Annotated in this window: 23 protein-coding genes and 1 tRNA gene; 12 read left to right on the top strand and 12 right to left on the bottom strand. The window is 70.9% G+C overall.

All coding sequences use genetic code 11. From position 1 onward, the window contains the following. Positions 1–17 precede the first annotated feature (17 nt). Positions 18–998 carry a DMT family transporter gene (locus ABZ272_RS26345; RefSeq protein WP_355052586.1) on the top strand — a complete coding sequence of 327 codons (981 nt, stop codon included), beginning with the start codon at positions 18–20 and terminating at the stop codon, positions 996–998. 36 nt (positions 999–1,034) lie between these two features. On the opposite strand, the gene ABZ272_RS26340 is transcribed toward ABZ272_RS26345, so the two are convergent. Together ABZ272_RS26340 and ABZ272_RS26335 are read right to left on the bottom strand one after the other, a co-directional pair. Further along, a complete protein-coding gene (locus tag ABZ272_RS26340; protein ID WP_355052585.1) occupies positions 1,035–2,105 on the bottom strand; it encodes a PHP domain-containing protein in 1,071 nt (356 codons plus the stop codon). 1 nt (position 2,106) lies between these two features. Further along, positions 2,107–2,874, bottom strand: coding sequence for a peptidoglycan DD-metalloendopeptidase family protein (locus ABZ272_RS26335; protein WP_355052584.1), 768 nt, complete (start codon positions 2,872–2,874; stop codon positions 2,107–2,109). A 67-nt stretch (positions 2,875–2,941) separates the two neighbouring features. On the opposite strand from ABZ272_RS26335, the gene ABZ272_RS26330 reads away from it, so the two are divergent. From ABZ272_RS26330 to ABZ272_RS26315, 4 genes are all read left to right on the top strand, one after another. Further along, positions 2,942–3,325: a hypothetical protein gene (locus ABZ272_RS26330; protein WP_355052603.1), complete on the top strand. Its 384-nt coding sequence runs from the start codon at positions 2,942–2,944 to the stop codon at positions 3,323–3,325. A 112-nt stretch (positions 3,326–3,437) separates the two neighbouring features. Then, positions 3,438–3,605 (top strand): hypothetical protein, encoded by a 168-nt coding sequence (locus tag ABZ272_RS26325; RefSeq protein ID WP_167626078.1) that lies wholly within the window; start codon positions 3,438–3,440, stop codon positions 3,603–3,605. A gap of 117 nt (positions 3,606–3,722) precedes the next feature. Continuing rightward, complete coding sequence (locus ABZ272_RS26320) at positions 3,723–4,250, top strand: tRNA adenosine deaminase-associated protein (RefSeq protein WP_355052583.1); 528 nt, start codon at positions 3,723–3,725, stop codon at positions 4,248–4,250. Positions 4,251–4,281: 31 nt separating this feature from the next. Then, positions 4,282–4,833 carry a nucleoside deaminase gene (locus ABZ272_RS26315; RefSeq protein ID WP_355052602.1) on the top strand — a complete coding sequence of 184 codons (552 nt, stop codon included), beginning with the start codon at positions 4,282–4,284 and terminating at the stop codon, positions 4,831–4,833. A gap of 39 nt (positions 4,834–4,872) precedes the next feature. On the opposite strand, the gene ABZ272_RS26310 is transcribed toward ABZ272_RS26315, so the two are convergent. Both ABZ272_RS26310 and ABZ272_RS26305 read right to left on the bottom strand, forming a co-directional pair. After that, positions 4,873–6,036 (bottom strand): HAMP domain-containing sensor histidine kinase, encoded by a 1,164-nt coding sequence (locus ABZ272_RS26310; protein WP_355052582.1) that lies wholly within the window; start codon positions 6,034–6,036, stop codon positions 4,873–4,875. Next, positions 6,033–6,689: a response regulator transcription factor gene (locus tag ABZ272_RS26305; protein WP_355052581.1), complete on the bottom strand. Its 657-nt coding sequence runs from the start codon at positions 6,687–6,689 to the stop codon at positions 6,033–6,035. The genes ABZ272_RS26310 and ABZ272_RS26305 overlap by 4 nt, the downstream gene beginning before the upstream one ends. A 131-nt stretch (positions 6,690–6,820) precedes the next feature. Between ABZ272_RS26305 and ABZ272_RS26300 the strand changes: the two genes are divergently transcribed. Genes ABZ272_RS26300 through ABZ272_RS26285 form a run of 4 tightly spaced genes read left to right on the top strand, consistent with a single transcriptional unit; the run spans position 6,821 to position 10,318 of the window. Next, positions 6,821–7,342 carry a hypothetical protein gene (locus ABZ272_RS26300; protein ID WP_355052580.1) on the top strand — a complete coding sequence of 174 codons (522 nt, stop codon included), beginning with the start codon at positions 6,821–6,823 and terminating at the stop codon, positions 7,340–7,342. After that, positions 7,339–8,427, top strand: coding sequence for a peptidoglycan-binding protein (locus tag ABZ272_RS26295; protein WP_355052579.1), 1,089 nt, complete (start codon positions 7,339–7,341; stop codon positions 8,425–8,427). The genes ABZ272_RS26300 and ABZ272_RS26295 overlap by 4 nt, the downstream gene beginning before the upstream one ends. Before the next feature lie 8 nt (positions 8,428–8,435). Then, positions 8,436–9,119 carry an ABC transporter ATP-binding protein gene (locus tag ABZ272_RS26290; RefSeq protein WP_355052601.1) on the top strand — a complete coding sequence of 228 codons (684 nt, stop codon included), beginning with the start codon at positions 8,436–8,438 and terminating at the stop codon, positions 9,117–9,119. Then, positions 9,119–10,318: an ABC transporter permease gene (locus ABZ272_RS26285; RefSeq protein WP_355052578.1), complete on the top strand. Its 1,200-nt coding sequence runs from the start codon at positions 9,119–9,121 to the stop codon at positions 10,316–10,318. The genes ABZ272_RS26290 and ABZ272_RS26285 overlap by 1 nt, the downstream gene beginning before the upstream one ends. Positions 10,319–10,551: 233 nt before the next feature. Here the strand turns inward: ABZ272_RS26285 and deoD are convergent, their stop codons facing one another. Continuing rightward, positions 10,552–11,259 (bottom strand): purine-nucleoside phosphorylase, encoded by a 708-nt coding sequence (gene deoD, locus ABZ272_RS26280; protein ID WP_355052577.1) that lies wholly within the window; start codon positions 11,257–11,259, stop codon positions 10,552–10,554. 75 nt (positions 11,260–11,334) lie between these two features. On the opposite strand from deoD, the gene ABZ272_RS26275 reads away from it, so the two are divergent. Both ABZ272_RS26275 and ABZ272_RS26270 read left to right on the top strand, forming a co-directional pair. Continuing rightward, positions 11,335–11,421: transfer RNA gene (locus ABZ272_RS26275), tRNA-Ser, on the top strand. A 205-nt stretch (positions 11,422–11,626) separates the two neighbouring features. Continuing rightward, entirely contained in the window at positions 11,627–12,400 is a 774-nt protein-coding gene (locus ABZ272_RS26270) for a hypothetical protein (protein ID WP_355052576.1), read from the top strand. 6 nt (positions 12,401–12,406) lie between these two features. Here ABZ272_RS26270 and ABZ272_RS26265 read toward each other — a convergent pair whose 3' ends face one another. The 6 genes from ABZ272_RS26265 to ABZ272_RS26240 form a co-directional block, all read right to left on the bottom strand. After that, a complete protein-coding gene (locus tag ABZ272_RS26265; protein ID WP_355052575.1) occupies positions 12,407–13,183 on the bottom strand; it encodes a class I SAM-dependent methyltransferase in 777 nt (258 codons plus the stop codon). 4 nt (positions 13,184–13,187) lie between these two features. Beyond that, positions 13,188–14,042 (bottom strand): TauD/TfdA family dioxygenase, encoded by an 855-nt coding sequence (locus tag ABZ272_RS26260; RefSeq protein WP_355052574.1) that lies wholly within the window; start codon positions 14,040–14,042, stop codon positions 13,188–13,190. Between the two features lie 21 nt (positions 14,043–14,063). Continuing rightward, the gene (locus tag ABZ272_RS26255; protein ID WP_355052573.1) at positions 14,064–15,176 is read right to left on the bottom strand and encodes a thiamine pyrophosphate-dependent enzyme; all 1,113 of its coding nucleotides are present in this window, start codon (positions 15,174–15,176) and stop codon (positions 14,064–14,066) included. Positions 15,177–15,188: 12 nt separating this feature from the next. Beyond that, complete coding sequence (locus ABZ272_RS26250; RefSeq protein WP_355052572.1) at positions 15,189–15,764, bottom strand: histidine phosphatase family protein; 576 nt, start codon at positions 15,762–15,764, stop codon at positions 15,189–15,191. A 1-nt stretch (position 15,765) separates the two neighbouring features. Beyond that, positions 15,766–16,623, bottom strand: a complete 858-nt coding sequence (locus ABZ272_RS26245; RefSeq protein ID WP_355052571.1) for an isocitrate lyase/PEP mutase family protein — start codon at positions 16,621–16,623, stop codon at positions 15,766–15,768. Between the two features lie 291 nt (positions 16,624–16,914). After that, entirely contained in the window at positions 16,915–17,664 is a 750-nt protein-coding gene (locus ABZ272_RS26240) for an SDR family oxidoreductase (protein WP_355052570.1), read from the bottom strand. Positions 17,665–17,793: 129 nt separating this feature from the next. Here ABZ272_RS26240 and ABZ272_RS26235 point away from each other — a divergent pair, with 129 nt between their 5' ends. Beyond that, positions 17,794–18,426, top strand: a complete 633-nt coding sequence (locus ABZ272_RS26235; RefSeq protein WP_355052569.1) for a TetR/AcrR family transcriptional regulator — start codon at positions 17,794–17,796, stop codon at positions 18,424–18,426. Positions 18,427–18,533: 107 nt separating this feature from the next. Here ABZ272_RS26235 and ABZ272_RS26230 read toward each other — a convergent pair whose 3' ends face one another. Beyond that, positions 18,534–20,954 (bottom strand): hypothetical protein, encoded by a 2,421-nt coding sequence (locus ABZ272_RS26230; RefSeq protein WP_355052568.1) that lies wholly within the window; start codon positions 20,952–20,954, stop codon positions 18,534–18,536. Positions 20,955–21,237 lie beyond the last annotated feature (283 nt).

Below are 21,237 nucleotides of genomic sequence, written 5' to 3'. Positions count from 1 at the left end.
CCGGCAGAGTGTCAGGGGTGACCACCGACATCGCTCCTGACAGAGCCCCGCTGCGGGCCTGGCTACCGGGCTTTCTCGCCCTCGCCGCCATCTGGGGCTCCAGCTTCCTGTTCATCAAGGTCGGCGTGGCCGAGCTGCATCCCGTGCAGCTGACCCTCTACCGCGTCGGCGCGGGCGCGCTGACCCTGTTGGTCGTCCTCGCGGTGCTGCGCGACCGGCTGCCCCGTGAACCCCGGGTGTGGGCGCACCTGGCCGTCATCGCCGCGTTCGGCGTGGCCGTGCCGTTCACCCTCTTCGGTTACGGCGAGCAACGGGTCGAGTCGATGCTCGCCGGCATCTGGAACGCCACGACGCCGTTGATCGTGCTGCCGCTCGCGGTGCTGGTGTTCCGGACCGAGCGGTTGACCGTCCGCCGAGCGATCGGCCTCGGGCTGGGCTTCGTCGGCGTACTCGTCGTGCTCGGGGTCTGGGAGGGCATCGGCGGGGCGCACTTCGTCGGGCAGGTGATGTGCTTCGGGGCGGCCGCCTGCTACGGCGTCGCCATCCCGTACCAGAAGCGGTTCATCGCGGGCAGCACGCACTCCGGGCTGTCCCTGTCCACGGTGCAGTTGCTGCTCGCCACCGCGCAGCTCGCCATCGTCACCCCGTTCGTCGCGGGCGCGCCGCCGCTGCCCACCGAGCTGTCGGCGAAGGTCGTGGCGAGCGTCCTGGCCCTCGGCGCGCTCGGCACCGGGCTCGCCTTCGTCATCAACATGCGCAACATCCGGTTGGCCGGCGCGAGCACCGCGTCCACCGTCACGTACCTGATCCCGATCTTCGCGGTGCTGATCGGCGCCGTGGTGCTCAACGAGCGGCTCAACTGGCACCAGCCGGTCGGTACGCTCATCGTGCTGCTGGGCGTCGCGGTCGCGCAGGGCGTGTTCGGCCGTCGGACGCCCCGACCGGTCGTCGGCGTGGGTGCGCCCGCGGCGCCGGCCGCCGAGCCCGCCCGCCGCTGACCCACCGCCGGGCCCCCGACCAGTCCGGAACGCCGATCAGGCCCGGTTGCGGGTCCACTCCACCAGCTGCTCGGCCGACCAGGTGTTGACCACCCGGTCGGCCGGGACGCCGCAGCGCGCGGCCCGCTCGCAGCCGAACCGCTGCCAGTCGAGCTGGCCGGGCGCGTGCGCGTCCGTGTCGATCGCGAAGCGGCAGCCCGCCTCCAGGGCGCGTCGGATCAGTCGCTTCGGCGGGTCCTGCCGTTCCGGTCGGGAGTTGATCTCGACTGCGGTGTCGTGTTCCGCGCAGGCGGCGAAGACGGCGTCCGCGTCGAAGTCGCTCTCCGCGCGGGTCCGGGCCCGGTGCCCCTTGTCACCCGGGCCGGTCACCCCCGCCGGCCGGGACGACACCATCCGACCGGTGACGTGACCGAGGATGTCCAGGTGCGGGTTGGCCACGGCCCGCACCATGCGCCGGGTCATCTTCGACCGTTCGTCCTTCAGGCCGCTGTGCACCGAGCCGACCACCACGTCGAGTCGGGCCAGCAACTCCTCGTCCTGGTCGAGCGACCCGTCGGCGAGGATGTCCACCTCGATGCCGGTGAGGATCCGGAAACCCTCCGGCAGCGCCGCGTTGACCTGCGCCACGTGGTCGAGCTGACGGCGCAGCCGCGCAGCGGTCAGCCCCCGGGCCACGGTCAGTCGCGGCGAGTGGTCGGTCAACACCAGGTACTCGTGACCCAACTCGACCGCGGCCAGCGCCATCTCCTCGATGGGCGAGCCGCCGTCGGACCAGTCCGAGTGGGTGTGGCAGTCGCCGCGCAGGGCGGCGCGCAGCGCGGCGGCCTCGGCATCCAGGTCGCTGCCCTCGGTCGCCACCAGCCGGCGCAGATAGACCGGTTCCTCACCGGCCAGGGACTCCGCCACGCAGCGAGCCGTCACGTCGCCGACGCCGGTCAGCTCGGTGAGGGTGCCGTTGCCGGCCCGTTCGGCCACCTCGGCCGCCGGCAGACCGGCCAGCGCCGTGGCCGCCGAACGGAACGCCCGCACCCGGTAGGTGGCCTCGTTCGCCCGCTCCAACAGGAACGCGATCCGGCGCAGGTCGGCGATGGGATCCCGGGCGGCCATGTCAGGGAGCCTTCGGGCAGCCGTGTTGGCGCTGCCACGCGGTCACCTCGGCGGCCGGTTCCCGGTTGCCGTCACGCCGCCACGAGTCCAGGTAGCGCGCCGGCCAGATCACGCCGCGTCGGATCCACCACCCGTCCTTACCGGCGCACGGCGGCGAGATCCCGAAGTGCACGTGACAGACGTTGTTGGCGTTGCCGGTCCGGCCCACCTTGCCGAGCTGCTGCCCGGCACGCACCCGGACCCCCGCCTCGACGCCGGACGAGACGACGCTCAGGTGCGAGCCGTAGTAGCGCACCCCGTCGTCACCGAGCAGCGACACCGACAGGCCGCCGTTGTCCGGGCCCTGCGGCCCGCTCTTGGAGTACCTGTCGACGCGACTCACCTCCAGCACCTTGCCGTCGGTCACCGCCACAAAGGGCTCACCGCAGTTCGCGAACACGTCCGTCGCCGGGTACGCCCCATGCGTCGGGTGGTAGTCCACGTTGTCGGCGCGTACCGGAAAGACGTGCCGGACCCCGGCGCGGGGCGCGCTCGGCGACGGCTTGGCCGACGACGGTGTCGGGCTGGCCGGGGCTTTCGTGGTCGGCGCGACCGTCGGGGCCGCCGGCTGCTCCCCGGTCGCCCAGACCGCCGACGGTGACGGCGCGGCGACGCCGTCCGGCGGCGCCCCGGGCCGGGTCGTCGCGCAGCCGGCGGCGAGCACCGGGGCGAGCAGCAACAGGATCGGGTACGCCGGACGCACGCGGCGACCGATCGTCGGCGAGGGCATTCGGCCATCCTGACAGACCGGTACCGTGGGGACGAGCGACGCGCGTGAGGGAGGGCAGCCGGTGAGCATCGCCCGAGAAGGCCCCGTCCCGGGCCCGGCCGCCGCGCGGCCGGCGTCGCGTACCCCGTCGGGGCTCTTCCCGGCCGGGCCACCGGCCAGACCGACCTACCGCGAACCGCACCCGGTGACCGGCGCCGGGGTCGCCTCCGGCGGCGGTGCCGCGGCTGCCTGGCTGCTGCTGTTCGGGCTCCTCGGCACCGACGTGGTGAGTTACGCGTGGTGGACGGTGGTGGCCGGCCTGCTCGCCTGGGCGACCGCCCTGGCGCTGGTGCGGTACGGCGACCGTGGAGTGGCCACCGGAGTGGCCATCGTGACCGCCGGCGGCTGGAGCATCGCCGCCGCCGTGGTGGCCGTGCGCTGGGCCACGAGCGGTGACTGGCCGCTGTGGTGAGCGAGCCCGAACCGGCCGGGATCAGGCTGTGGACGACTGCGCCGCGTGCCCGGTTGGCTGCGTAGCGAACGTCGTCTTGACGTGGCCGCCGAGACTCGGCACTCTCGGCACTATGGCCTGGACCACCCCGCGGCAGGACCCGGATCGCAACCGCCGCCGCCTCCAGTTGCTCGCCGAGTTGGCGGGCGCACGGGCGGTACGCCAGCGCAGCCGGCCGCAGCGACAGCGCACCGAGCGTCTACGCCAACTCATCGCCACCCGCCGTCGGGTAGCTGGCTGATCCGACTTTGTCAGGTTTGGCCGGCGTCTCGGGGCGTTGACCGGTCGCCTGCCGACCCGACCGGCTAACGTGCACCCTTGACGAGTCGGCGCTGTGCCGAGGGCTTTTGGGGGAACCGTGTCGTACTTCGCTGCGGCCGTGGTGCGTGATGACAGTGGTTGGACCGCGTCCGAGGTCAACCTTCGGGGTGCCACCGACATCGACGAGGTCGCCGACCGGCTGCGCGATGTCGACCTGGAAGCCGACACCTCGCTGCTCTTCGTCGAGGCCGACGACGCGTACCTGGTGATCCTGCGTCTCGACGAGGGCGAGGACCTGCGGGTCTTCGGATCGGACTCGGCGTACGCCGAGGAGTCCCGGCTGGGTCAACTGCTGGTCGGTGACCTGAAGACGTCGGTGACCGGGCTCGACGGCGACGACGAGCCGCGCCCCGCCGCCAGCGGCGACGAGGAGAGCGAGCAGCCCGCCGTCGACCCCGAGGCCGACCCGGTGGGCGACGCCGACCTGCTCGCCAACCTGGGCATCTCCGCGCAGAAGCTGTTGACGCTCTGCGGCCACGAGGGGATGCTGCCGGCGGACGTCACCGCCGAGATCTGCGAGGTGCTCGGCTGCGCCGACGAGGTCGAGGAGTTGCGTGAGGTCTGAGCCGGCCGACGCCACCGACCCATCGTTGGAGATGATCCGGCCGGGCCAGCCGACGCCCGGATCGGTGCGGCGTGCCGGGCCGGGTGCGAGTGAGGGCCTGGCCGACGCCGGTGGGATCGGGCGACGGCAGCGGCACGAGCTGTGGATGCGCCGAGCCCTGGAGGTCGCCGTCACCGACCCGGCGATCCCCAGCGGGGGCGTCGACGACATTCCCGTGGGCGCGGTGCTCTACGGCCCGGACGGCGGCGAGCTGGCGATCGGGCGCAACGAGCGGGAACTGACCGGCGACCCCACCGCCCACGCCGAGGTGCTGGCCCTGCGCCGGGGGGCCGAACGGACCGGCGAGTGGCGGCTGGACGGCTGCACGCTGGTGGTGACGCTGGAGCCGTGCACCATGTGCGCGGGCGCCCTGGTGCTGGCCCGGGTCTCCACGGTCGTCTTCGGCGCGTGGGAACCCAAGACCGGCGCGGCCGGCTCACTCTGGGACGTGTTGCGCGACCGCCGGCTCAACCACCGTCCCGAGGTGTACGGCGGCGTGCTGGAAGCCGAGACCGCCGCCGTGCTGCGCGCCTTCTTCCGCTGAACACCCCCGCGCTTCGCTGGCCCTGCCGGGGGCGGGTGGTCAGGGTGCGGGCAGGGTGACCGTGACGACCAGGCCGCCGCCCGGGCGGGGGTGCGCCTCGGCGGTGCCGCCGTGGGCCCGGGCCACCGCTCGGACGATCGACAGGCCCAACCCGAAACCACGCGTACCGGCCACCCGCTCGCGCGACAGCCGGCGGAACGGCTGGAACATCGTCTCGACGTCGTAGCCGGCGATCAGCGGGCCGGTGTTGGTCACCGTCAGGGTGGGTCGTCCGTCCACCAGGGCGGTGCGCACCTCGACCCATCCGTCGGCGGCCACGTTGTGCCGTAGCGCGTTCTCCACCAGGTTGAATGTCAGCCGTTCCAACAGCACCGGGTCGCCGTTGGCCGGGGCCGGGGCGAGCGACCGGTGTACGGGCAGGTCGGGCGCCTGCTTGCCAGCCTGGTCGAGCACGTGCGCGCAGACCTCCGCCAGGTCGACCGCCGTCCGCTCGGTCAGCTCGTTCTCCGAGTCGGCGAGGGTCAGCAGCCCGTCGATGAGCCGTTCGTGCCGCTCGTTGACCGCCAGCAGCGACTCGCCCAACCTGCGGGTCTCCTCCGGCGCGTCCGGCCGCGTCACGGCCAACTCCACCAGCGCGCGGTTCAGCGCCAACGGCGTCCGTAGCTCGTGCGAGGCGTTCGCCACGAACCGGCGCTGCCCGTCGAAGGAACGGTCCAACCGTTCCAGCATCTCGTCGAACGTGTCGGCGAGTTCGCGTACCTCGTCGCGGGGGCCGGCGAGCGCGATCCGCTCGTGCAGCCCGCGACCGGCGGTGTCCGCCCCGGCGATCCGCCGCGCGGTGTCGGTGACCTGCTGCAACGGCTGCAACGCCCGCCCGGCGAGCAGCCAGCCGAACGCGATGGCCACCGCCGACACCACGATCAGCGCGATGCCGCCCTGGGTGAGCAGCGACTCCAACGCATTGCGCTTCGCCTCGGTCTGCGCCTCCTCGACCAGGGCGCGCAGCGTCTCGATGTTCTGCCCGTTGCCCGGCTTGGGCGGTGTCGCGGTGACCTTCGGCAGGTCGCTCACCTTCACCCCGAACGGCTGGGGCGTCCGTTGGTCCACCAGCACGTACGTGACGGCGAGCAGGACCACGCCGGCCAGCAGGAAGAGCCCACCGTAGATGAGGGTGAGGCGGCCGCGGATGGTGAGCCGTTTCATCGGATGCGGTACCCCGCTCCCGGCACCGTCTCGATCACCGGTGGGTCGCCGAGCTTACGGCGCAGCTTCACCATCGTGACCCGCACCGCGTTGGTGAACGGGTCGATGTGTTCGTCCCAGGCCCGTTCCAGCAAGTCCTCGGCGGAGACCACGGCGCCGTCGGCGCGCAGCAACTCGGCGAGCACCGCGAACTCCTTGCGGGACAGCGCCACGTGCCGGTCGTCGCGGCGTACCTCGTGGCGGGCCGGGTCGAGCTGGATCCCGGCGCGGCGCAACATCGGCGGTGCGGCCGGGCGGGCACGACGGGTCAACGCGTGCACCCGCGCCGACAACTCCACCAGGGCGAACGGCTTGGTGAGGTAGTCGTCCGCGCCGATCGCCAGGCCCGCCACGCGTTCGCGTACCGCCGCGGCGGCGGTCAGCATCAGCACCCGGGTCTCCCCGCCCGCGTCCACGATCGCCCGGCACACGTCGTCGCCGTGCACCACCGGCAGGTCCCGATCCAGCACCACCACGGCGTACTCGTTGACGCCGAGCCGCTCCAGCGCGGCGTCCCCGTCGTACGCCACGTCGACCGCGAACGACTCACGGCGCAGCCACTCGGCGATGGCGTCCGCCAGCACGTTCTCGTCCTCGACCACCAGCACTCTCACCCGTCCATGGTCCCCGCCCGCGGGTAACGGCGGCATAACCGTGCACGGTTACGCCCCGGATACGTCCTCTGCCGTGAACTGGCGGCAACGTCCGGCGATCCGCGCCGGACCCGGAAACGGAGGCGGACACCATGCGGCGACAGATACTCGCGATCCCCGCCCTGCTCGTGCTGACACTGGCCGGCTGCGGCCCGGCGGACGACGGCGGTGGGGTCGCGACCGCGGGCGGGGCGAAGGACGGCGGGACGGCGAGCGCCACACCGGCGGGCGACTCGGAACGGCAGCTCGCGTTCGCCCGGTGCATGCGGGAGAACGGGGTGGAGATGCCCGACCCGGAGGCGGGCGGTCGGCCGGCGTTCCGGTTCGGCGAAGACGTCGACCCGCAGAAGGTGCAGTCCGCCATGGAGAAGTGCCGCGACAAACTGCCCAACGGCGGGCAGGGTCCCCAGCTCAACCCGGAGCAGGCCGAGCAGATGCGCACCATGGCGAAGTGCATGCGGGAGAACGGCGTGCCGAACTTCCCGGACCCGGACGCCGACGGGCGGATCCAGATCACCAAGGGCGACAACGGGCTCGACCTCGGTGACCCGGCGCTGCGCGCCGCCATGGAGAAGTGCCGGCAGTACGCGCCGCAGTTCGGCGGTAACCGGTGACCGGCACCACCCGACGCGTACGGCTGCGGGCTGCCCTCGTCGGTGGCGTCGTGCTGCTGGTCGCGGCCGTGGGCGTGATCGCCGCGGTCGGCTTCGGCGGCCAGACCGGCGGCGACGCCGCCCAGGCCGGCGCTTCGGCGGCCACCGCCGCCATCACCCGGCAGACCCTCGCCGACTCCGAGACCGCCGACGGTGAGCTGGGGTACGGCACGACGCGTACCGCCACGGCGAGGCTCAGCGGCACGCTCACCGGGCTGCCGGCGACGGGATCGACGGTACGGCGGGGCAAGGCGCTCTACCTGGTCGACGACGCGGAGGTGGTGCTCCTCTACGGCGGACTGCCCGCGTACCGGACGCTCGCCCCCGGGGTGGAGGGCGCCGACGTCACGCAGTTCGAGCGGAACCTCGCGGCGCTCGGCTACGACGGCTTCACGGTCGACGACGAGTACACCGGCGCGACGGCCGACGCGGTCCGTGAGTGGCAGGACGACCTCGGCCTGGCGGAGACGGGCCGGGTGGAGCCCGGACGCGTCGTGTACGCCGACGGGGAGGTGCGGGTGGAGGGCCACCAGGTCGACGTCGGCGCGGTCACCCAGCCCGGTCAGGCGGTGCTCACCTACACCGGCACCAGCCGGGTGGTGACCGTCGAGTTGGACGTGGACGACCAGCGGCTGGCCAAGCGCGACGCGAAGGTCGCGGTCAAGTTGCCCGACGGCCGGGCGGTGAACGGCACGATCAGCACTGTCGAGACCGTCATCCAGACCGGTTCCGCCGGTGCCAACGGGCAGGCGGCGGAGGCGGAGACGAAGATCGAGGTGACCGTCGCGGTGACCGACCCGAAAGCCCTCGCCGGCTTCGACCAGGCCAGCGTCGACGTCACCTTCACCGCCTCGGAACGCGCGGACGTGCTCACCGTGCCGGTGGCGGCGCTGCTGGCCCTCGCCGAGGGCGGCTACGGCGTCGAGGTCGTCGACGGCGGCGCCCGCCGGATCGTGGCGGTGACCACGGGCCTGTTCGCCGACGGGCGGGTGGAGATCACCGGCGAGGGAATCGCCGAGGGAACGACGGTGGTGGTGCCGGCGTGACGGGCGACGTGATCGTGCTGGACCGGGTCAGCAAGCGGTATCCCGGCGGCGTCGTCGCGTTGGACGACGTGTCGTTGCGGATCGGCTACGGCGAGCTGGTGGCCATCGTCGGCCCGTCCGGGTCGGGCAAGTCGACGATGCTGCACCTCATCGGCACCCTCGACCGGCCCTCGTCGGGCAGCGTCCTCATCGACGGGTACGACGCGGCGAAGCTCACCGACCGGGAGCTGTCGGCGCTGCGGGCCACCCGCATCGGCTTCGTCTTCCAGCAGTTCCACCTGGCCCCCGGCGTCCCGGTGGTGGACAACGTGGCCGACGGGTTGCTCTACTCCGGCGTACCCCTGCGGAGGCGGCGCGACCGTGCGGAGGCCGCGCTGGTCCGGGTCGGCCTGGGCCACCGGCTGGGGCACCGGCCGCACGAACTCTCCGGCGGGGAGCGGCAGCGGGTGGCCGTGGCCCGGGCGGTGGTGGGTGAGCCGGCCGTGCTGCTCGCCGACGAGCCGACCGGGAACCTCGACTCGACGTCCGGCACCGGAGTGCTGGAACTGCTGCACGAGCTGCACCGGGCCGGCACCACCGTCGTGGTGATCACCCATGATCGGGAGATCGCCGACAGCCTGCCCCGGCAGGTACGGATGCGGGACGGCGCGGTGCGGCACGACTCGGTCCTCGCGACGGGCGGGGTCGGCTGATGGCGGTGCTCACCCCGGCCCGGATGGGTCCCGGGGACGTCCTGCGCGTCGGTGGCGTGGGCCTGCGGACCCGACCGCTGCGGGCGTTCCTGTCGGCGCTGGGCATCGCGATCGGCATCGCCGCGATGATCGCGGTCGTCGGCATCTCCTCGTCTTCCCGGGCCGAGTTGGACCGGGCGCTCGACGCGCTCGGCACCAACCTGCTCACCGTGGAACCCGGCAACACCCTGTTCGGCGCGGACGCTCAGCTCCCCGAGGAGTCGGTGGCCATGATCGGCCGAATCGGTCCGGTGACCGAGGTGTCCGCGACCGGGCAGGTCTCCGACGCCAAGGTCTACCGCTCGGACCGGATTCCGGCCGCCGAGACGGGCGGGATCGCCACCCGGGCGGCCCGGCTGGACCTGCTCGGCACCGTCGGAGCCGAGGTGACCAGCGGAACGTGGCTCAACGAGGCCACCGCCCGCTACCCGGCGGTGGTCCTCGGCGCGACCACCGCCGACCGGCTGGGGGTCGGCGAGGCGAATCCGCAGGTACAGGTGTGGCTGGGCGGGCGGTGGTTCACCGTGGTCGGTGTCCTCGCTCCCGTGCCGCTCGCCCCGGAGCTGGACACGTCGGCGTTGGTCGGCTGGTCGGCGGCGACCGACTACCTGGGCTTCGACGGGCACCCGAGCACCGTCTACACCCGGGCCGAGGAGTCACAGGTCGAGGCCGTCCGGTCGGTGCTCGGCGCGACCGCAAACCCGGAAGCGCCCAACGAGGTGGAGGTGTCCCGCCCGTCCGACGCGCTGGCCGCCGCCGAGGCGACCGACGCCGCCTTCACCGGGCTGCTGCTCGGCCTGGGCGCGGTCGCCCTGCTCGTCGGTGGCGTCGGCGTTGCCAACACCATGGTCATCTCGGTGCTGGAACGCCGGGCCGAGATCGGCCTGCGCCGGTCGCTCGGGGCCACCCGAGGTCAGGTACGCACCCAGTTCCTCGCCGAATCGCTGCTGCTCTCGGCGCTCGGCGGGTTCGGCGGGGTGCTGCTGGGAATCCTGGTCACCACCGGATACGCGCTGTCGCAGGACTGGCCGACCGTGGTGCCGGCGTGGGCGATGCTCGGCGGGGTGGGCGCGACCCTGGTCATCGGCGGCTTCGCCGGCCTCTACCCGGCGGTCCGCGCCGCCCGGCTCTCCCCGACGGAGGCGCTCACCGCCGTCTGACGTGCCGGGCTCGGCGTGGCGCGGGCCGGGCCGGCGGTGGCGTGGGCCGGCGTGGCGTGGACCGGCGGTGGCGCGGGCCGGCGGTGGCGCGGGCCGGCGGTGGCGCGGGCCGGCGGTGGCGCGGGGGCGCGGGCGGGGCCGGCGTGATGCGAAAGAGCGGTATGACCCTGAGACATAAATATGCCTCTGAGTCATACCGCTCTCCGCGGGTGACGCCGCTCCGCCGGAACGGGTCAGGCGATGATCGTGTCGAGCGCGATCTCAACCATCTGGCTGAAGGTCTGCTCCCGCTCCTCCGACGTGGTCTTCTCGCCGGTCTTGATGTGGTCGCTGACGGTCAGCACGGTCAGCGCCCGAGCCTTGAACCGGGCCGCGATCGTGTAGAGCGCCGCCGACTCCATCTCCACCGCCAGCACGCCGTAGTCGGCGAGCGTGTCGTAGAGGTCCGGCCGGTCGGTGTAGAAGGCGTCCGCCGCCAGGATCGGTCCGACGTGCATCGTGATGCCGCGCCGCTCGGCCACCTCGACCGAGGTACGCAGCAGCCCGAAGTCGGCCACCGGGGCGTAGTCGATCAGACCGTCGAAGCGCATCCGGTTCATGTTCGAGTCGGTGGACGACCCGATCGCCGCCACCACGTCACGCAGTTGCAGGTCGGTGCTGAGAGCGCCGCAGGAGCCGACCCGGATCAGCGTCTTCACGCCGTACTCGTTGATCAGCTCGTGGGCGTAGATGGAGGCGGACGGCATGCCCATGCCGGAGCCCTGGACGGAGACGTCGACGCCGTTCCAGCGGCCGGTGAAGCCCAGCATGCCCCGGACCGTCGAGTAGCAGGTCGCGCCCTCGAGGTAGGTCTCCGCGATCCACTTGGCCCGCAGGGGGTCACCCGGCATCAGGACCCGCTCGGCGATCTCGCCCGGCTTCGCGCCGATGTGCGTACTCATGGCAAAGATCCTGCCAGGCCGGCTCGGGCGATACCGGTTCGGCGTCCGAACCCGGGGTCCTGTACCCTCGTCGGCGGTGGCGTGTCCGAGTGGCCTAAGGAGCACGCCTCGAAAGCGTGTGAGGGTTTACGCCCTCCGCGGGTTCAAATCCCGCCGCCACCGCTCGTGCGTAGCAGCGCGCCGGGGACCGTACGGTCCCCGGCGCGCTGCTTTTCTCCGCCGTCAAGCTCTGCGTGAGGCTTGCAGAAGAGACGAAATTTCTACTGGTTGCGATCATCGCATTAACTGTGGTAACTCTATGAGCTTCGGTGTCCGGGCGGCGCCGCACATGTGAATTCCATCGACTCGGCCGTTTCGGGGAGTGGCGATGAAGAGGCTTCTGAGGTTCTTGGACGCGGCATTCATCACCCTTCAGGCGATATTCGCGCTGACTGCCGTGGTCGTCACCGAAGTCCTCAACCAACAAAATCTGCATCTCACTTTCATTGAAGCGCTCCTGGCGATGATCGTCATTGACTTCTTCATTCTCTTCAGCAGTCGGTGGAGAGTGCTGACCAGGAGTACCGAGGAAATTGCGAGGACGCTCGCCCACCGGGGAATAGGCGTCGAGTTCGTCGAACGCCACACCTTCGACTGGAGAACCGCTGTGGCGTCGGCGCGTCACGACGTCTTCATCAGTGGTACGACGTTGACCGGCTTCGTGGCCGCGAAGGATCTGTTCGCCGGTCTGAACAGACGTGTGCAGGTGCGCTTCCTGGTGCTCGACGTGGGCGACCTCGACGTCCTCGAGGGGTTTCGGCGGATGAGGTACTCGGACTCCGAGCGCCACAGTCAGCAGCGGTACCTGAATCAGGCGAACCTCTTCAAGGACCTCTACATCCGTTTGCGGGACAGCGGAAACATCCAGTTCGCGGTTTCGGACCGCATCATGCCCATGGCCTTCATCGCGATCGACGTGAACCGGCTGTCGGAGAATTCCCTCATTCGCGTGCAGCACTACCTGCACGAGAACGAGGCCGACCAGGCGACGGTTTCCTACGTGGTGCGACCCGGCAACCCCACCTACGCGCTGTACGCGTCGCAGATCAAGATTCTCTGGGACGCCGCTCTGAAGCAGAACACCTACCTCGACGCGCCATGACAGCGGCTACTTCTCGGCGATCCAGACCGTCCAGGTGTCCCGTTCGACCGCCGGCCAACGAGGAATCCGCTCGACGACGTAGTCGGCTAGTTGACGGATACGCCGGTCGTCAAGCGCGTGGAGCAGGGACCGGCCGCGCCGCAGGACGATCTCCTCGTACAACTCGCCCGGTTCGCGGAACACTTTGCGCAGCTCACAGACCTTGCTGCTGTTGACAAGCCGGAATCCTGCCTCCAGGAGCGCGGCCGTGACATCCGGCTCTCGTCGCCGGCGTTCGATCTCGGTCGCCCTCAGCCGTTCGTCGAAGGCGAGGTAGTAGCCACGGATGTGCTCCGCCGAAGGCGGTTGGAGGACGTCGTCCACCGTGCGGTCCTGGACCCAGAGCAGGCCGGCGGGTTTCAGGATGCGGCGGGCCTCCCGGAAGTTGCGGTGCAACGTCGTGAAGTGGTGGATGAGAGCTCTCTCGACGACTCCGTCGAAGACGTCGTCCTCCGCGCCCACGGCCTCCGCGTCGGTCAGCAGAAATGACACGCGGTCGACTCCCTGGCAGTAGCTCCGGGCGGACTCCAATGACAGGTGCGACGAGTCCATCCCGACGACCAGCTGCGGTGCCATGCCCGCGATCGCCTTGGTGTAGATGCCACCGCCGCATCCCAGGTCGGCGACCAACCGACCCTCCGGGCGCATGAGTCGCGCGAAGAGCGCCGACCAGGCGGGGTCCGCGGACCGCCCGACGTAGGTGTCCCGATTGTGGGGATCGTGGAAGTCGATGTACTTGCTCATCTGATCATCGCCTGATCCAGGCTCGCAGCATCAGTCTCCCCGCGCCCTCGGACGCGTCGACGAAGGCATGACGCCCGTGCAGGTAACGCCGGTTGTCGCTGATCACGATCTGCCCCCGGAGCAGCCGCCCCTCGATGTGAAGAGCCTCGCTCGCCATCACGGCATCGAGGAGGTCCATGGCCCTCGTCTCGGCCGGAGTCAGCGGCCGTACCCCCGGCATCGCATGCCCGGACTCGATGTAGTCCCGCAGATATGTTAGGCGGTGCGTGCCGTCGTCGGCCCCCGAGCGCTCGACGACCCGCCGTACGATCGTGGCGCCGGGCGCGTCCTTGCGCCGCTGGTCGAAGTGGAACTGGTTACCCAGAACGTCGAGGATGTCCGGCATCTGTGCCGAAGCCAGCCGCAGGATCTCCTGCGAGTCGATGAAGACGAGTTCACCGCCGGCCGCGGCCTGACGCAGGCAGAGCAGTGCGATGAGATCCGGCACCTCGCCGGGAACGGGGACGCCGTCGGTGTGGAAGCTTCCGCCGGCCCGGCTGTCGGAGTAGCGGAGCGTGCGATCCGACAGGTCGTTCCCCCGGTACGTCACCTCTCTCAGCAGCTGCGCCGAGGAGCCGACGCTCTGTGGGATCAACGTCCCGAGCGCCTCGCAGATCAGGGGGAAGACGACCCGCAACTGCGGGCCGGAGAGATCGTCGAGCCCGGACAACACTGCGATGCCGCGCGTGGTGAGCACCTCACCGATGCCGCCGGCGTCAACCATCCGGCCCACCTGCCGGCGCCATGTCTCGCGCGGCTGTCGCTCCAGGCGCGCCACGTCGGCGGGATCCATGAACACCCGGTACGGAGAGAAATCCACGACTCATACCTCCTCGGAGTCCTACCGGAACCGATGGGACGTCGTCCTCGTCCGCACGAACGGCGGCCGGGGCCGAGCAGGTGGGCCGACGCCTGCGGGGCGCGTCAGCATCTCGACCAGCACCGGGCCGGTCGCGTTCAGCAGTCCGGCCAGCGCGGTGACGACATCGGGCGTGGTCGGGCCGCGGAACACTCGGGTAGGCCAGCCGAGGTCGTGCCCGAGGGCCGAGAAGCTGAAGCGGGATCCGAGCGTGTCGCCGCCACCGACCGACTCGTGGCTGCCGTTGTTGACGATCACATGCCGGTAGTTCGGGACGGTGAGCGTGGCGGGCAGGAGCACCGCTCCCAGATGCATCAGGGCCGAGCCGTCACCGTCGACGCAGATGACCGGCACGTCCGGTCGGGCCACTGCCAGACCCTGGGCGACGGAGCACGCGTGACCCATGGCACCGACGCAGTACACGAACTCTTCGAACCGGCCGGGGTGGTCCGTGCGGTACTCGTGCACGAGTCTGCTGTTGAAGCCGGTGGAGCCGACGACGATGCTTGCGGACGGGGCAGCGTCCAGGACCAGTCGTACGGCGTCGCGACTGGTCCACTCCTGCTGCGCGCGGCCTCCCGTGGCCGGCGGCGTGGGCGGACGCGCGGCGCCGACCTCGACCAGGACCGCGGTCACCGTGTTGCTGGCGACCGCCTGCTGGTGGGCCAGGCCCAGCGTGGAGACGACGTCCGACAGGTCGGACGCGCAGGTCGTGCGGAACGGGATGTCCGCCGCGCCGAGCAGGCTCGTCGTGGCGCGGCCCACCGCCTCATGTTGAGGCTCGTCGCCGGCCCAGCCTCGCATTCCGATGAGGAGAACCAGTGGGACGGACTGGACCGAGGTATGTGTCAGCGAGGTGAGGGGATTCAAGGCGTTCAGCAGCCCCGAGTTCTGCATGCAGACCAGCGCGCACCTGCCGCTGCCGAGCGCCCAGCCGGCGGCCAGCGCCACGGCGGAGCCCTCGTTGGTGCACACGGAGACGTCATCGCCCGGCCGTTGCCAGATCGGCCCCAGGAACGCCAGCGAGGAGTCCGGGACACCGACGACCAGGCCGAAGGTCTCTCTGATCCGTTTGGCTGCGCCTGCGGCCTCCACGCTTACCCGTCCTTATCGAGTCAGCTTCCGTGCGTTCGGAATGAACTCCTCGTGGCGTCGGATGAACGGTCGATCCTCGACATCGCCTATCCAGACGCCTTCGAGATTCTTGTACCCGCTGTCCGAGCCGCCGAGAACGCGGACCACCGCGCTCATGAAACCGCCGTGGGTTACGGCTACGAGAGGCGTCGCCGAACCGTCGTGGGTGACGGCGTCGCGCCATTCCAAAAAGCGGCGGAAGACGGATTCGTCATGCTCGTATCCGTCCGGCTTCCGCCCCGCCGCCCGCCAACCCGGCCACTTCTGGTCGACGTCCTCCGGCAGCATGCCTTCCCAGGCCCCCCAGCTCCGTTCGATCAGCCGCTCGTCGACCCGGCACGGGATGTCCTGCGATTCCGCGATCGCCTCGGCGGTCAGGCGGGCCCGTTGCAGCGGGCTGGTCCATACCTGCGAGAACGGGGGAAGGGAGGTGAGCGCCGCTTGAGCCTGGTCGATGCCGGCCCGGGTCAGGCGGGTGTCGCTGAGTCCCTGCATCCGGCCCGTGAGATTCCATTCCGTCTCACCGTGGCGCAGGAGGAGAAGCTCCATCTCAATTCCACCCTGATTCCGACTGCAACTTCAGGACCTCCTCCATCGAGGCGAGCGCCAGGTCCGCCGGTTGACGTCCGCCGGCGCCGAGGATGGACTGGTACGTGTCGTCCATGGCTCGGACCGCGGCACGCAGGCCCTGATTGGCGTAGATGGCCAGTGCGAATCCGGCGCGTTGCATCTCCTCGAAGCCTGCCTGGCGAATGGAGGTGGCCAGCACCCCGAGGGGTGCCCGCCCGCGCCAGCCGTCGGCGAACGCCTCCAGCGCGTGCATGTCGCTGGAGCGGTGCTGGATGATGATCGCGTCGGCGCCGGCCTCGACGTAGGCGTTCGCTCGCTCGAGTGCGTGGTCCACGGAGAATCCCTGGGAGAGCGCTTCGGTGCGAGCTACCACCAGGCAGTCATCGACGGTCCGGGATCCGGCGGCGGCCGTGATCTTCGAACAGAAGCGATGGACATCGTCGAGCTGGTGTTCGCCATCCAGGAACGTGTTCCTCTTGGGGAAGGCCTGATCCTCGAGGCATATCGCATCAATGCCCCGGTCCACCGCCTCCCGGGCCAGCCGCCGCACGTTGATCACGTCTCCGTAGCCGGTGTCGCAGTCCACGATGACCGGGTGGGAGGTGGCGCGCTTGATGCGCCAGGCGGCATCCAGCATCTCATTCAGAGTGATGACACCCTCGTCGACGAGGCCAAGTGAATTCGTGACGCCGAAGCTGCTCACCCAGATGGCGTCGAAGCCCCGGTGCTCGGCCAGTCGGGCCGAGAGGGCGTCGTGTGCACCGGCGACAACCGCGATTCTGTCCTCTGTCAGCAGGTCGGAAAGACGTCTTGCGGGCCTCTCTCGACGTACCGTCACGCTGCGGCTCCTCCGACTAGGGATCCTCGGGCGGGGTGGCATCTCTTCCCGTGATACTGCCGACGATCTCAGTGCTTGTCGAGCGGGCCCGGAAGCAGCTCCGCCAGTATTCGAGGATGATGCCAATCGATGCGTCGGCCAACCTGCCAGTATCGGCAGGTCAGCCCCTCCATTGAATCCCCCAGGCCTCAACGGGGTCGGGGCGAAGAGGTTGCTGGTGCGGCCGCCAACGTTCGGGAAACACGGGGACGCCCGGTGCGACCCGTTGCGGATCGACCGGGCGTCCTCCCGTCAGAGCTGCGTTTCGCCGCCGTCGACGAACAGCTCGCTGCCGGTCATGAAGCTGCTCTGGTCGGAGGCGAGGAAGAGCACGGCGTTGGCGATCTCGTCCGGGTGGGCCAGGCGGCCCATGGGCACGGTGGACGCGATCGTCTTGAGCAGGGCGGGCGACTCCCCGGGGCTGGGGGCAAGGCCCGCGAGTCCGGGAGTCTCGGTGGAGCCGGGCACGAGTGTGTTGACCCGGATCTTCCGGTCCATCAGCTCGGCTGCCCAGGAGCGGCCGAACGAGCGGATGGCGGCCTTGGACGCGGCGTAGACGCTGAACGCCGGAATGCCGCTGACCGCCGACGTCGAGCCGGTCAGCACGACCGAGGCGCCCTCGTTGAGCAGGGGCAGGGCCTTCTGGACGGTGAAGATGGTGCCGTAGACGTTGGTGTCGAAGGTGGTGGCGACGTGCTCGACCGTGATCGAGTCGAGCGGACGGAACTCGCCGCCGCCGGCGTTGGCGAACAGCACGTCGAGCCCCGCGCCGCGCTCCTCGATGGCCCGCATCACCCGGTCCAGGTCGTCGAGGTTGCCGACGTCGCTGACGATGCCCGTCGCGTTGACGCCGATGCTGCTCACCGCCTCGTCCAGCGGGCCCTTGCGCCGGCCCGTGATGAAGACGTACGCGCCTTCGGCGGCGAAGCGGCGGGCGGCGGCCAGGCCGATGCCGGTGGTGCCCCCGGTGACGAGGGCGGTCTTGCCGTCGAGCTGTCCCACGATCGGTCTCCTTCGGAAGTTGTGTACCGAGCGGTACTGATCCGACCGTAGCAACCCCCGAGCCGTGCGACAAATTTCTGTACCGATCGGTTCAACCGTGGCTAGGATGGGAACCGGAGGTGGTGGACCGTGCCGGTACGAGGGCGTCCTCGGGGCTTCGACGTCGACGAGGCGTTGGAGCGCGCGCTTGAGGTGTTCTGGCGTCAGGGGTACGAAGGCGCCTCGATGACCGACCTCACCGCGGCCATGGGCATCAACAAGCCGAGCCTCTATGCCGCCTTCGGCAGCAAGGAGGAGCTGTTCCGCAAGGCCGTGGCCCGCTACGCCGAACAGGACATGGGGTACGCCCGGCACGCGATCGCCCAGACCACCACGTACGAGGTCGTCGCCACTCTCCTGCGCGAGAACGTGCTCGCCGTCACCCGACCCGACCGCCCGGCCGGCTGCCTCTCGATCCAGGGCGGCACCGCCTGCTCCAGCGAGAACGGGGGCGTCGCGGAGTTCCTCGCCGCCAGCCGCCTCGCCGGTGAGCGGGCCCTCGCCGACCGGTTCGCCCGCGCCGTCTCCGAGAGTGACCTGCCGGCCGACGCCAACCCGGCCGCGCTCGCCCGATTCGTCATGAGCGTCACCGAGGGGCAGGCGATCCACGCCGCCGCCGGGGTGTCTCGCGAGGAACTGCGGCAGACGGCGGAGATCGCGCTCGCCGGGTTCGCCGCCGTGTCTGGGGCGCGGCGCCCCGCGACCGCGGACAACGCGGCCTGAGCCGCGCTGGCGTTCGCCCGGACCGTGCCGACGCACGACGGACTTCACGACAGAGAGTGACCGGCGGGCCGGCCCTCCAACCAGGTGGAGGGCCGGCCCACCGCGCGTCACGCGGTCGGGGCGTTGCCGTCCCGGTGGGTCAACCGGTACGAGGCGTCGACGGCATCCGTCTCCAGGATCACCGTGACCGGACCGGCCGGCAGGGTGCAGGTGACGGTCCGCTCGACGGCCGGGCTGGTGGGGCCGCAGTATCGGATGCCCTGGCTGTCGAAGACCGACAGGCGGGCGTCACCCGAGCCGGCGGTACGCGTCCAGGTGAAGCTCTCCCGGCTGGTGTGCTGATCGGCCGGGACGGTGTAACAGGCCGCGAAGTGGTCCGCCCCGGTGGTCGCCGTGGCGCCCGCGGTGTCTGCCGGTAGGACCGGGCAGGCCGGCGGCCCGTCGACGCGGGCGAAGCCCACGGCGTACGAGGCGGTGGGTTCCCCCTCGTCCGCGGTGAGCAGTACGGAGAAGGGCGCCTCGCCGGTCAGCTCGCAGCTGTACTGACGCAGCGAGGAGTAGTCGCACACCTGATCGCCGTCGGCGTTCAGCACGCTGATCTCCGGTGAGGACGCGTCTCCGGCCACCAACTCGGCGACGTGAGCCCCCGACGGGCTGGGCAGTTGGAGGCAGTTGTGCTGCCCCGCGGCGCCGAAGCTGCCCCGGAGCGGGGCGTCCTGCCAGCCGGTGTCGGACACCGGCGTGCAGCCCGACGTCTTCCACGGCAGCAACGCGACGGCGTACCGGAAGTCGTTGTCGATCACCGAGGTGGTGTCGCCCCCGGAGAGGACCATCGTGTACCTACCCGCCGCAGGGACCTCACACCGGATGCCGGTGCAGACCTTGATTCCGGCGGAGTCGTAGACGGTGGCCCACGCCTGGTAGTTCTCGTCGTCCACCGCCGTGACCCGGTACACGCCGGCGCTGGGAAGGTCCAGGGTGCGGCAGCGAATGCCACCGAGGCCGCCGGCCGGCGCCGAGTTGTACGTGCCCGGGGCGATGGTCGGGCAGCCGACCGCGTCGGAGAGTCGACGGACCTGGATCTTGTACGTGAGGTCCGTGGCGTCGGCGGGCCAGGTCGCCAGGTAGCTGACGACGCGGTAGGTCCCGGTGGCGGGCAGTACGCACCCGTCCTCCTCGGACCAGTCGGTACACAGCACGACACCCTGCTCGTCGACGATCGAGGAGGAGACGTCGTTGTACCGGTCCGGGGCCCGGTAGACCATGATCCGCTCGCCGGCTTCGCCGTGGAACGGCTGGCAATTCGTCTGGACCGGCGAGGTCTGGTGCACCGTCAGGGCCGGCTGGTCCCAGTTGAGCCCGGTGGAGGCGGCGCAACCCGCGGCCCGGTCGAGGCGGGCTGCCGCCACCCGGTAGGTGACGGGCTCCCAGTTCCAGTTCTGCGCCACGAACGTGTACGCGCCGGCCGCCGGCACCGCACAGGACCGCCAGGAGTCGTACTCCGTGCACACGACCTGTCCGGCGGGGTCGTACAGCCGCCAGTTGAGGTACTGGTTCGCGTACTGGTCCATCCGGATGACCACCCGACCGGGGGCTTTCACGCGCAGCGACTGGCAGCCGATTTCGTCGTACGGTTGCACGGTGCCGGTCCCGACCGCCGTGCCGGGGTCACCGAAGGTGCTCAGGGACAGGGCCGGGCAGCCGACCGACTGCGAGATCCGGGGCATCTTCAGCGTGTAGGGGGCCTTGTTGCCGTACATCTCCTGCAGGAAGAGCCGGTACGGTCCGGGCTCGCTGAGGGTGCACTCCGTCGGGTACCTCACCGCACAGATCGGCTGGAACTGGGCGTCCAGGATGTTGCCCTGGATGTCCTCGGCGCCGCCCGGGTCGGCGAGGTGCAGGACCGCGCCGGTGGGCTGCGTGAAGGTGAAACAGCGGGCGGCAAGGCCGGCGGGCAGGGTGCCGCTGCGCCCGGCGGAGGCGAAGGAGAAGAAGCCCTCGGGCAGGTTGACGCAGGCGGACGGGGTACGCGTCGACTCCGCCGACAGCGAGTAGGCGCCCTTGCCGGTGCCGTAGTAGAGCTTCACCGTGATCGTGTAGGTGCCGGCGCCGCCGAGCTTGCACTCGTTGAGGTACGAGCTGACGTAGCAGACGATGCCGCCGTCGCTGCCCTTCACCTGTGCGCTGACACCATCACCGGAGACCTCACGGAGTCGGACGAGCAGGGTGTCCTGGTCGACCGTCGAGGTGACCGTCCAGTTCTGCTGTGCGGCCCCGGTGATCGACGCGCAGTTCTTGACCGTGCCCGTCGGGAGTTGGCCGCCGCAGGCGGCGGCGAGGCCGGCGACGGACTTGGCGTCCGAGGTGGCTCGGCCCGGGGCCGGAGTCGTGGTCGCCGACTTCGGGGGCGTGGTGACGGTGGGCGGTTGCTCGGTGGTCAGCGCCGGTCGCGGCGACTGCTCGGCCGTCGGGGCGGCGGTGGCGGGACCGGCCAGCAGGCCCGCCCCCGTGAGGCTCAGGGCCGCCACCGCGGCCCATCTGGGAAGGTGTTTCCACAGTGGACTGAGCGCGGGTGTACGCACGATGTCTTCCCCCGTTTCTGTCGCGCGAGATGCGCGGGCGAGGGGATGATTTCACGACGGTCGATCGCGGACAATCGGCTTGCCGTCTCAGCCGGCCAGGCCGGTCGGCAGGGGGCCGGGACGGGCCGGTCAGCAAGGGCTGGCGCCCTCGTCTCGGCAAGGGCTGGCGCCCTCGTCTCGGCAAGGGCTGGCGCCCTCGTCTCGGCAAGGGCTGGCGCCCTCGTCTCGG

It is taken from the genome of Micromonospora sp. NPDC005979 (assembly GCF_040614415.1).
Lineage (GTDB): Bacteria > Actinomycetota > Actinomycetes > Mycobacteriales > Micromonosporaceae > Micromonospora.
Note: the sequence above shows the minus strand (reverse complement) of the source record. Positions and strands in the feature narration are given on the sequence as shown.